The 10,503-nt window shown below is 71.3% G+C and carries 8 protein-coding genes and 1 pseudogene; 6 read left to right on the top strand and 3 right to left on the bottom strand.

From position 1 onward, the window contains the following. Nucleotides 1-580: 580 nt before the first annotated feature. The 3 genes from MTDSW087_RS28875 to ettA all read left to right on the top strand — a co-directional run bounded on the left by MTDSW087_RS28875 (nucleotide 581) and on the right by ettA (nucleotide 3,599). The gene (locus tag MTDSW087_RS28875; RefSeq protein WP_238179753.1) at nucleotides 581-1,468 is read left to right on the top strand and encodes a DNA/RNA non-specific endonuclease; all 888 of its coding nucleotides are present in this window, start codon (nucleotides 581-583) and stop codon (nucleotides 1,466-1,468) included. Nucleotides 1,469-1,478: 10 nt separating this feature from the next. After that, nucleotides 1,479-1,754, top strand: coding sequence for a hypothetical protein (locus MTDSW087_RS28870; protein ID WP_144769102.1), 276 nt, complete (start codon nucleotides 1,479-1,481; stop codon nucleotides 1,752-1,754). A gap of 192 nt (nucleotides 1,755-1,946) precedes the next feature. Then, on the top strand, nucleotides 1,947-3,599 hold the full coding sequence (ettA, locus tag MTDSW087_RS28865) for an energy-dependent translational throttle protein EttA (protein WP_144769100.1): 1,653 nt from the start codon (nucleotides 1,947-1,949) through the stop codon (nucleotides 3,597-3,599). A gap of 112 nt (nucleotides 3,600-3,711) precedes the next feature. Here the strand turns inward: ettA and MTDSW087_RS28860 are convergent, their stop codons facing one another. The 3 genes from MTDSW087_RS28860 to MTDSW087_RS28850 are packed head-to-tail and all read right to left on the bottom strand — an operon-like array spanning nucleotide 3,712 to nucleotide 6,783. After that, a complete protein-coding gene (locus tag MTDSW087_RS28860) occupies nucleotides 3,712-4,569 on the bottom strand; it encodes a formyl transferase (RefSeq protein ID WP_144769099.1) in 858 nt (285 codons plus the stop codon). Continuing rightward, entirely contained in the window at nucleotides 4,569-5,336 is a 768-nt protein-coding gene (locus tag MTDSW087_RS28855) for an SDR family NAD(P)-dependent oxidoreductase (RefSeq protein WP_144769097.1), read from the bottom strand. The genes MTDSW087_RS28860 and MTDSW087_RS28855 overlap by 1 nt, the downstream gene beginning before the upstream one ends. A 46-nt stretch (nucleotides 5,337-5,382) precedes the next feature. Beyond that, on the bottom strand, nucleotides 5,383-6,783 hold the full coding sequence (locus MTDSW087_RS28850) for a capsule biosynthesis protein (RefSeq protein ID WP_144769095.1): 1,401 nt from the start codon (nucleotides 6,781-6,783) through the stop codon (nucleotides 5,383-5,385). Nucleotides 6,784-7,212: 429 nt separating this feature from the next. Here MTDSW087_RS28850 and MTDSW087_RS28845 point away from each other — a divergent pair, with 429 nt between their 5' ends. From MTDSW087_RS28845 to MTDSW087_RS31145, 3 genes and pseudogenes are all read left to right on the top strand, one after another. Beyond that, nucleotides 7,213-8,694 carry a capsular polysaccharide export protein, LipB/KpsS family gene (locus MTDSW087_RS28845; RefSeq protein ID WP_144769092.1) on the top strand — a complete coding sequence of 494 codons (1,482 nt, stop codon included), beginning with the start codon at nucleotides 7,213-7,215 and terminating at the stop codon, nucleotides 8,692-8,694. Between the two features lie 4 nt (nucleotides 8,695-8,698). Further along, the gene (locus tag MTDSW087_RS28840; protein ID WP_144769090.1) at nucleotides 8,699-10,195 is read left to right on the top strand and encodes an LTA synthase family protein; all 1,497 of its coding nucleotides are present in this window, start codon (nucleotides 8,699-8,701) and stop codon (nucleotides 10,193-10,195) included. Between the two features lie 149 nt (nucleotides 10,196-10,344). Continuing rightward, a pseudogene (locus MTDSW087_RS31145) lies at nucleotides 10,345-10,503 on the top strand (polysaccharide biosynthesis/export family protein); the annotation flags it as partial.

The raw sequence follows: 10,503 nt of genomic DNA, 5'->3' as shown, positions 1-10,503 counted from the left end.
CCTCCGACACAGCCGGCAGCCGGCTCTCCGGAAGACGCCGCAAAGCCGCCGGCTCCTCAAGACCGTCAAGAATCGACGTCACGCTCTCTCTCTCGGCCAAGACCAACACCCGTTCTTGAAGCTTGACCGGCCGGCGCCATCTCTCCGACGACCCCGCACCGGGCGGGGCCCGCACGCACGGCCCTGAATGGCCGCAAGCCCGGAGGGACAGCCGGCGCAGCCGGTGTCATGATAGTGCCAGTTACGGATGATCGGCGTCCCGATCAATGTTGGACGGCGATTTTTTACGGTTTCGTGCCCGCGCGGCAACATGAGGCAGGCTGTTGAACGCCGTTCGTCTGTGCACAATCCTGCTCCCTGCGCTGGTCCTCTTCTGCGGCCCGCTCCGTGGCCAAGCTCACGCCGATCCGCGGCCGGTGGATGGGAACCTCACATTTCCGTGCGCCTTCCTGGGCGACTGCCCGAACCGGAAGATCCCGGGCGGCCCGGACCGCGCCGTGCACCCGTTCGAGGGCAGCATCGGCCGGCCCTGCGGCTGGCGCGTGCGGCCGACCCCGCAGGGGCCGCGGAAGGTCCGCACGTGCTACTGAGACCTTCGCGGACGGTCGTCCTCCTGGCCTTGCTCTGGGCGGCGCCGGCGGCCGCCGAGGATCCGCCATGTCCCGGCCTGTTCGCCGAGGGCCGGGCCCCCGTCCTGACCAATCCGAAGCTCGCGGCCCATACCCGGCCGCTCTGCTTCGAGGCCTATGCCGTGCTGCATTCGGGCGCCTCGCGCACGCCGCTCTATGCGGCCGAGCACCTGACCCGGGACAGCGTCGCCGCGGCCCGCACGGTCGCCCGCGACGACAGCTTCCACGAGGAGGAGCGGCTCCCGGCGACCGAGCGCTCGCAGCTCGACGACTACGTCCATTCGGGCTTCGACCGCGGCCATCTCGCGCCAGCGGGCGACATGCCGACCCAGGAGGCGCAGGCCCAATCCTTCAGTCTCGCCAACATCGTGCCCCAGAACAGGGCCTTCAACCGCGGCCTCTGGTCGGGCATCGAGGAGAGCGTGCGCCGCCTCGCGAGCCAGCGCGGCGAACTCTACGTGGTCACGGGTGCCGTCTTCACCGGCGGCGTGGTCGATGCCGTGAAGAGCCGCGTCCTCGTGCCGACCCAGCTCTACAAGGCGCTCTACGACCCGAGCCGCGGCGAGGCCGGGGCCTATCTCGCGCCGAACCGCGGCGGCGGCGAGTGGCGGGCGGTCTCGATGGACGAATTGCGCGCCGCGGCCGGGGTCGAGGTCTTCCCGGGCCTGCCGGCGGCGGCCAAGGCGCGCGCCATGGACCTGCCGGAGCCGCGCGAATTCGCCCGGGGCGATGCCGCCGAGCGCCGCCCGCGCTCCGATACCTGGCAGGACTGGTTCTTCCGCGAATTGTCCCGCGCGGTCTCGAAGGCGCTGCGCGACGTGCTGCGCTCGATCTTCTGACGGAGGGGCGATGACGACCCGCAAGACCGAGCCGCATTTCGAGCCCTTCGCCGACGATTCCGCCGTGCGGAACCTCGGTGGCCTCTCCTTCGAGAACGGCCGCGACCGGATCGGCCTGCACGGCTCCCTCGACCTGACCCGCGACAAGGCCGGCCTCGCCCTGGCGCGCGAGCTGAAGCGGACGGCCGCGGCGATCGTCGCCGCCCTCGAATCGGCGGACCTGCCCGAGGCCGTCGCCGAGCCGGAGGGGGAAGCGCCGCAGCGCGTGAGAAACCCTTTCGCCTGAGCCGCCCGATCCCCATCCTTGCCCGGTCCTGCCGGGCCTGATAGTCGGGTCCGATCATTCCACGCGAGAGCGGCCGGCCTCCGACCCGATAGGGCGGACCGGACCGAGCCTGCGCCGCATCAAGGCGCGCGCCGCGCCGCAACACGGCCGCGCTGCGCGAACGCGCCGGCCCGAACCCAAGAGGATACCGCGATGGCCCGCGAATTCGTCTACCACATGCGGGGCCTGACGAAGGCCTATACCGGCGGCAAGAAGGTCCTGGATAACGTCAACCTGTCCTTCTACCCCGATGCCAAGATCGGCGTGCTCGGCGTCAACGGCGCCGGCAAGTCGACCCTGCTCAAGATCATGGCCGGCATCGACACCGACTTCACCGGCGACGGCTGGGTCGCGCAAGGAGCGCGCGTCGGCTACCTGCCCCAGGAGCCGCAGCTCGATACGAACAAGACGGTCCGCGAGAACGTGATGGAAGGCGTGGCCGAGAAGCAGGCCATGCTCGACCGCTACAACGAGCTCGCCATGAACTACTCGGAGGAGACCGCCGACGAGATGACCGAGCTCCAGGACCGGATCGAGGCGCTCGGTCTGTGGGAGCTCGATTCGAAGGTGGACCAGGCCATGGAGGCCCTGGGCTGCCCGAGCGACGAGCAGCCGGTCGCCACCCTGTCGGGCGGCGAGCGCCGCCGCATCGCGCTGTGCCGCCTCCTGCTCTGGGAACCGGAGCTGCTGCTCCTCGACGAGCCGACCAACCACCTCGATGCCGAGACGGTGAACTGGCTCGAAGGCCACCTGCGCTCCTATCCCGGCGCGATCCTGATCGTCACCCACGACCGCTACTTCCTTGACAACGTCACGAGCTGGATCCTCGAGCTCGACCGCGGCCGGGGCATTCCCTACGAGGGCAACTACTCCTCCTGGCTCGTGCAGAAGCAGAAGCGCCTGGAGCAGGAGGGCCGCGAGGACATGGCCCGCCAGCGCTCGATCGCCCGCGAGCAGGAATGGATCTCGGCCTCGCCGAAGGCCCGCCAGACCAAGTCGAAGGCCCGCATCACCCGCTACGAGGAGCTGGTCGCCAAGCAGGCGCAGAAGGTCGACGCCACCGCGCAGATCGTCATCCCGATCACCGAGCGCCTCGGCCAGAACGTCATCGAGTTCAAGAACCTCTCGAAGGCCTATGGCGACAAGCTGCTGATCGAGGACCTGTCCTTCAAGCTGCCGCCGGGCGGCATCGTCGGCGTGATCGGCCCGAACGGCGCCGGCAAGACGACGCTCTTCAAGATGATCACCGGCAACGAGAAGCCCGATGCCGGCGCCATCGACCTCGGCGAGAGCGTCCATCTCGGCTATGTCGATCAGTCGCGCGACGCGCTCGATCCGAACGCCACGGTCTGGCAGGAGATCTCCGGCGGCAACGACATCCTCTATTTCAACAAGCGCGAGATCAATTCGAGGGCCTATTGCGCGGCCTTCGCCTTCAAGGGCCCCGACCAGCAGAAGAAGGTCGGCGTGCTCTCGGGCGGCGAGCGCAACCGCGTGCACCTCGCCGCGACGCTCCGGAAGGGCGGCAACGTGCTGCTCCTCGACGAGCCGACCAACGACCTCGACATGGAGACCCTGCGGGCGCTCGAAGAGGGCCTGGAGGATTACGCGGGCTGCGCCGTCATCATCAGCCACGACCGCTGGTTCCTGAACCGCATCGCGACCCACATCCTCGCCTTCGAGGGCGACAGCCATGTCGAGTGGTTCGAGGGCAACTTCTCGGATTACGAGGCCGACAAGCAGCGCCGCCTCGGCGCCGACTCGATCATGCCGAAGAAGATCAAGTACAAGAAGTTCTCGCGCTGAGGCGCGACGCCTTTCCCTTCGCGGGGGAGGGCGGCTCGGCCTCCGGACAGGCATCCGAACCGCGACGCGCTCCCTCTCCCGAACGGGAGAGCGAGCGCGTCCACCGGCCGCGTCAGCCCAGCGTGTTCAGCGCCAGCGCGTCGGCGAGGTCGCGGATATCGGTGAGCTTGCCGCCCCGCGCCCGCATCGCCCTGAGCATGGCCGCATCCGGGAATCCGCAATAGGGCAGCGTCTCGGCGATGCGTCCCTCGGGGATCGCATCGGCCTGGGCGATCCGGTCGAGCAGGCTCTGCAGCATCAGAAGCCCGTGCTGGTGCAGGTGCACCGAGGCCCGCGTCGCGGTGATGCCGGGCGTCAGGCGAAAGCTCTCCTGCGCCAGGATCGCGCCGGCATCGATGCGCGGGGCGAGGCGGTGCAGCGTCATCCCGAAATTGTCCGGCCCCTCGGCGAGGGCGTGGATGGTCGGCACCGGCCCGCGATGACGCGGGAGCAGCCCGGGATGGGCGTTGATGCCGCCGAGCCGCGCCGCCGCGATGGTCTCGGGCTTCAGGATCTGGTCGAAATGGTAGGTGACGATGAGGTCCGGCGCGTGGCTGCGCAGGGCGTCCGCCACCTCTGGACCGTTCACGTCGTCCACCGACAGGGCCGGCACACCGTGCCGGGCGCAGAGGGCGGCGAGCGGCGTGGTCTCGCTGAGGTCGCGGGTGCGGGCGAGCGCCTGGGTCAGCGGGCTCAGCGAGCGCATCAGGTCGGGGAGGCCGAAATTGATCGCGAGATAGGGCAGGATCGCGGGCCCCGAGCGCGCGAGATGCTGGCGGACCTGTCCGACGAGCCCGCCCGCCGCCGGGCGCTCCGCGTTGGAGAGGCCGACGAAGGCGATCTCGCGGGCATAATCCGCCACGAAGCGGCGCATGGCCCGCGCGTTCGGCAGCGCTTCGAGGACGAAGAGCGCGATGCGGGCGCGCGGCATCAGCGCCGCTTCCGGATCTGGAAGCGGAAGCCGTGCATGCCGAGCCGCCGCAGGCGCTCCGGCAGCAGCCCGGCGCCGCGGGCGAGCACGGCGAGGCGCATGGGGAAGGCGACCACGTCCTGGTCGCGGGCGAGGCCCCGCGCGATGCGCCGCGCGGCCTCCTCGGCGCTCATCTCCAGCGGGCGCCAGCCCTTGTAGTCGCCGCCCATCGGCGTCTTCACGTAGCCCGGCGTCACCACGTTGATCTTCACGCCCTGCGCGCGGACCTTCTCGCGTAGCGCCAGGCCGTGCGCGAACAGGGCCGCCTTGGCGCCGCTATAGGCCGGCGCATCGGGAAGCGGCGCGAAGGCCGCCAGCGAGGACATCAGGGCGATCTGGCCCTGTCCGCGGGCGAGCATCAGCCGCACCATCGGCAGCATCACGTTGAGCGCGCCGCCGAGATTGATGTCGGCCGTCTCGAAGGCCATCTCCTCGGTCTCGATGCCGCCGGTCGGATGGCCGCCATTGATGGCCGCGTTCACGATCACGAGGTCGAAGGGATGCCGCGCGTCGGCCGCCTCCAGAAAGATGCGCACGCCGGCGCGGTCGCGCACGTCGAGGCGCTCGGTCTCCACCGCGGCGCCGGTCTCGCGGCAGGCGGCGGCCACCGCCTCCAGCCGGGCGGGATCCCGCGCGACGAGGACGAGGGTGGCGTCGGGGCCGGCATAGTGCCGGGCGAGCGCAGCGCCGATGCCGCTCGATGCGCCGGTGATCAGGATGCAGGGCATGGCCGCGGTGCTACCCCGCGGCGCGGCGGCAGATCAATAGATCCGCTCAGTAGACCGGCGCGAGCCGGCCCTCCGCTTCGGCGCGCGCGCGGATGGCGCGGGCGGCGGCGACCGTCGCATCCGGCAGCGTGGCCTCGAGCCGGGGCACGGCGCCGGCCACCGCGCGGGCGATCGCCTGCTTCGAGAAGAAGCCGCCATTGACCTGGGTGCGGTGGAGGACGACGCGCCTGAAATCCGCGACGAGGTCCATCTCCGGCGGCGTCGGGTCGGTCCAGAAGCCGTCGAGGTCGCCCTGATGGGTGAGCCCGGCCATGTTGTAGATCGCGGTGCCGACCGCATGGGTCGGCCGACCCATCTCAAGGGAGAGCATGCCGACCGTCGAGTTCACGATCACGACGCCGCGAGCGCCCGCGATCAGGGTCGGCAGGTCGCCGCCGTCGATGAAGTCGAGGCGCTCGCTCACCCCGTGGCGCCGGGCCGAGGCGCGGGCGAAGCGGCGCCAGTTGATCAACCCGCTGTCGAGGGGGTGCAGCTTGACGAGGAGGCGCGTCGGCGCCTGCGAGGTCTCGGCGAAGGACTTGATCACCCGGTCCATGAAGCCCTCGACCCCGAGGAAGGGGGAGTGCACCCGGATCTGGTAGTCGCTGTCGAGCTGGAGCGGCAGCAGGAAGTAGTCGCAGCCCACCGCGTGGTAGATCTCGCTGCAGCGCGCCGCCTCGCGCCGGGTCTGGCCGCGGCGGGAGAACTTCTTGATCCAGCCGGCATATTCCATCGCGATATGCGTCGGCCGGTGGCTGCGGAAATGCGGGTAGAGGTAGGGGAAGAAGATGTTGGCGAGGTTGTAGCTGACGTCCCACAGGCTGCGGCGGGCCATGTCGCCGGTCGAGGGCATCACCCGGCCGGGCTGGGGCAGGCGCCGGGCCAAGGCCCGCACCGCCTCGGCGGTGCGCGGCAGGGAGGAGTAGCCGTTCACGCCGCCGAGTTCGCAGGTGATCCAGTTCGGGCGGATATAGCCTTCCTCGAAGACGTGGACGCGCAGGCCGAAGCGCTTGGCGACATCCCGGGCGACCGCGTGGAACGGGCGGCAATCGCCGAACAGGACGATGTCGGTCACGCCCTCGCGCAGCACATAGGCTTCGAGATAGGCCGGCCAGGCCCGGCGCGAGCCGCGGTAATTGTCGGAGGCGCCGCGCCAGAACAGCCAGTCGCCCGAGCAGAAATTGATGCGGCGGATCTGATGCCCGCGCGCCTTCAGCGCCGCGCCGAGATCGGCGAAGAACGGCGAGGCGATGCCCTGCAGGAAGAGGAAATTCGCGGTCAGGTCGCGGTCGCCGTCGCGCGCGAGGCCGTCGAGGACATCCGGATTCGCGTCGTAGTTGCCTTCGGGATCCAGCGGAATCCGGACGGCGGGAACGACGGAGGCGGTGTCTGGGCGAGGCTGCAGCATTCCGAAGCGCTTCTGTCCTTCACCGCGCCGGAGAGTATTGATCTCACGGCACCCAACCTAACCGCTCGCACGGAGCACCGGCGCGCAGCAATGCGCCTCCGGCCGTAAGCCCTGTGAATTCCGGGGCTTGTGTCTGGTCTGCAACGCCAGGTGGTCACGTCCGGCGGTGCGTCCATGGCTCCGGGCTAGGCGTGAATCACGGCGACGATATGTCCTGTCCCGCTTGCACGTGCGGGGCCGCGGTTTCGTCCCCACGATGCACAGGCCCGCGCTTTCGGCATGGCGCGGCCTCGCTCATGCCGAAAATGCGCGACAGGCAGGCCCCGCGGGCCTAGTGCACCCTCGCGAACTCCCGATCCTCGGGAATCCCGCCGCCGGCCGCGGTGGCGGCTTCGTGAGAGACATTCGAGTCCCGCGGACGAGCGAGACATGCATCCGGGCCCCACCGCGCTCTTCTCCACCGGACCGACGATCACCCGCCTGCGGGCGGAGATCGAGGCCGCGACCGGCTGCGCCTTCGGGCCGTTCGGGCGCGGCGCGGCCGTCATCTGGCACGCCGATTCCGCGGCTGCCGGACTCGCGCGGCTGCTCGGGCGCCCGCGCTTCACGGTGGAGCCTGGGCCGCTGCTCAGCCCCTACGACAGCCCCGCGACCGGCCTCGCCAGCCTGCGCATCCGCCGCCCGGACGGCGCGGTCGCGGTCCACTATTTCGACCCCTGGACGCGCCGGCCGATCGACGCCGAGAGCTGCACCGAGCATGTCGACTGGCTGCGGGCGCGCTTCGCCGAGAACCATCGCCGGATCGTCTATGTCGGCATGTCGCGCTGGAAGAGGCCGGCGCTCGACGTGTTCGGGGTCGGCCCGCAGGGGCCGCCGATCCACACCATGACCGCCGAGGACGCGGTAGCGGCGGCCAAAGGCTGCAACGGCCAGGTCCAGGCCTGGGCGACGCGGGCGCCCGCATCGCTGGAGGCCGCCTGCGCCGCGGCGGGTCTGCCGCTCGCCCGGGTGGAGGACGGCTTCCTGCGCTCGGTCGGCCTCGGCGCGAGCCTGCGCATGGGCGCCTCCATCGTCGTGGACGATGCCGGCATCTACTACGACCCGCGGCGCGAGAGCCGGCTCTCGCTGCTCCTGAAGAGCGCGGATTTCCCGACCGATCTCACCGCTCGGGCCAAGCGCCTGCGCGAGGAGATCGTGGCGCGGCGCCTGAGCAAGTACAATGTCGGCCTCGATGCCGGCACGCGCGACTGGCCGGCCGGGCGCCGGATCGTGCTCGTGCCGGGGCAGGTGGAGGACGACGCCTCGGTGCAGTTCGGCTCCCCGAACGTGCGCTCCAACCGGGCGCTGCTCGAGGCGGCGCGCACCCGCAACCCGGACGCCTTTCTGCTCTACAAGCCGCATCCCGACGTGGAGGCCGGATTCCGCCCGGGCGCCGTCCCGGAGGCCGAGGCCCTGGCGATCGCCGACCGGATCGTCTCCGGCATCAGCATCGTCGACCTGCTCGACCGGGTGCAGCACGTGGAGACCATGACCTCGCTCGCCGGCTTCGAGGCGCTGATCCGCGGCCTCACGGTGGCGACGCATGGAAGGCCGTTCTATGCGGGCTGGGGCCTCAGCGAGGATCTCGCCCCGGGGGCCGATCGCGGCCGGCGCCTCGCCCTCGACGAGCTCGTCGCCGGCACGCTGATCCTCTATCCGCGCTATCTCGACCCCGTCGCGATGAAGCCCTGCGAGCCCGAGCAGCTCCTGGCGCGCCTCAGCGCCGAGCGCGACGCCGCCCCGCGCACCGCCTTGTCACAGGGCGCCCTGTCGCTCGCCCTGATGCAGGCCCGCTACCGGCTGCTCAACCCGATCGTGCGGCGCCTGCGCGCCCGCCGCGGCGTCAGGCCGGGCGGGGCAGGGCAGGACTAGGCGGATGGCCTTCCTCTCGGGCTTCCTGCCCGCGCTCGCCGCGGCGCTCGCCGTCTCGGCCGCGATCGAGCGTTTCGGCGGCGCCGCGCGGGCGCCCTTCGGCCTTGGTCCGCGGGATCTCGGCCTGCGGCTCGGCGCCTACACCCTGCTGACCCTGTTCTGGTTCGTCTTCTCCTGGCGGCCCTGGCTCGCGGGCTTGAGCACCGTGCTCACGGTGGCCGGCCTCGTGCTGGTGAGCCGGATGAAGCGCCACGTCATCGGCGAGCCGCTGGTCTTCAGCGATTTCGCGCTGCTGCCGCAGGTGCCGCGCCACCCGCAGCTCTACTACATCCCGCCGGTCACGAGCCCCGTCATCGCGGGTCCGGCGCTCGTTGGATTCCTCGCGGTGGCGGGCTGGTACGCGCTGGAGCCGAGCCTGCTGCCGCACGGGGCCGGCCCGGCGCTCGCGGCGATGCTCGGCCTGCCGGCCGCCCTCGTCACCCTGGTCGCGGCGGCGCAGCGCCCGCCGCTCGCGAGCCGCGTCGCGCGCCGCTTTCCGCGGCCGGATCTGGAGCGCGACATCGGCCGGCTGGGCCTGCCCGCGACGCTGATGGCCTACTGGCTGCGCCGGCGGGCGGAAGGGCCCGCCAACCCACCAGCAGCCGCGCGGTCGACGGCGCCGGGCGATCCCGTGGTCATCCTCATCCAGCTCGAATCCTTCGTCGATCCCGAGCGGCTCGGCGGCCAGCCGCTGCCCCTGATGGAGCTGATCCGGACCCGGGCCGCCGAGTACGGGCGCCTGCGCGTGCCGGCGCACGGCGCCTACACCATGCGCAGCGAGCATGCCGTGCTCACCGGGCGCGACGCGGACTCCCTCGGCTTCGGCGTGTACGACCCCTATCTCGCCGCGGGCGGGGACGAGCCGACGAGCCTCGCCCGGCTGGCCCGGGTGGCGGGCTACGAGACCGCCTTCGTCCACCCCTTCCACCGCGACTTCTTCCAGCGCGCGCAGGTGATGCAGCGCTTCGGCTTCGAGCGGCTGGTGATGGAGGAGGCCTTCGCCGACGCCCCCCGCATCGGCCCCTACGTCTCGGACGTGGCGCTCGGGCGGCGCATCCTCGACGAAGTACGAAGCCGGCGCGGACCGCTCTTCCTGTTCAGCGTCACCATGGAGAACCACGGGCCGTGGAAGCCCGGGCGCCTGCCGGGGATCGACGATCCGCTGGCGCAGTACCTCCACCACGTCGCCGGCACCGGCCGCATGGTCGAGGAACTGGTCGCCGGGCTCGCGGGCGAGCAGGCGACGCTCTGCGTGTTCGGCGACCACGCGCCTTCGCTGCCGACCTGCCGGCCGGGCTTCGGCGGCACGGCGACCGACTACGCCCTGTTCCGCTTCGGCGATCCGGATGCCGGGCCGCCCCGCCGGATCGACCTGACGGCGGACGCGCTGGGGCGTCGCCTCAGGGCCACGGTGGGCGCCGAAGCGGCCGCCCCGGCCCCCGCGAGCCCCGCCCAAGCGTGACCGTGCCACCGTCGTGACGTATTGCGGGCCGAAGGACGGTCCGTGCCAGCCTGCCCGAACGCTTCGTAAAGCGGTCTCGGCCATTGCTGGCCGCGTGTTCATGCGTCGACCCGGCGGGCGCGAGCCGAAGACCGGGATGGAGTAGGCTGATGCTGCGTCACGCAGCGCTCATCGCGCTGATTTCGGCCCTGGCGGGCGGCTGCTCGGTTCTTCCGGCGGCGGGTCCGACCGCGCGGCAGGTGGATGCGGGCGCGGAGGTGGCCACGCCCGACGGGCTGTTCGCACGCTACGAGATCATCGACATCACC

This window comes from Methylobacterium dankookense (genome assembly GCF_902141855.1).
Lineage (GTDB): Bacteria > Pseudomonadota > Alphaproteobacteria > Rhizobiales > Beijerinckiaceae > Methylobacterium > Methylobacterium dankookense.
The sequence above is the reverse complement of the archived record's forward strand: the minus strand, read 5'-3'. Positions and strand labels throughout refer to the sequence as shown.

Excerpts from the sequence above, each read along its gene's own strand:
- MTDSW087_RS28860 (WP_144769099.1), bottom strand. The coding sequence starts at position 4,569 with ATGCCGCGCGCCCGCATCGCGCTCTTCGTCCTCGAAGCGCTGCCGAAC.
- MTDSW087_RS28855 (WP_144769097.1), bottom strand. The coding sequence starts at position 5,336 with ATGCCCTGCATCCTGATCACCGGCGCATCGAGCGGCATCGGCGCTGCG.
- MTDSW087_RS28840 (WP_144769090.1), top strand. The coding sequence starts at position 8,699 with ATGGCCTTCCTCTCGGGCTTCCTGCCCGCGCTCGCCGCGGCGCTCGCC.
- ettA (WP_144769100.1), top strand. The coding sequence starts at position 1,947 with ATGGCCCGCGAATTCGTCTACCACATGCGGGGCCTGACGAAGGCCTAT.
- MTDSW087_RS28870 (WP_144769102.1), top strand. The coding sequence starts at position 1,479 with ATGACGACCCGCAAGACCGAGCCGCATTTCGAGCCCTTCGCCGACGAT.
- MTDSW087_RS28845 (WP_144769092.1), top strand. The coding sequence starts at position 7,213 with ATGCATCCGGGCCCCACCGCGCTCTTCTCCACCGGACCGACGATCACC.
- MTDSW087_RS28850 (WP_144769095.1), bottom strand. The coding sequence starts at position 6,783 with ATGCTGCAGCCTCGCCCAGACACCGCCTCCGTCGTTCCCGCCGTCCGG.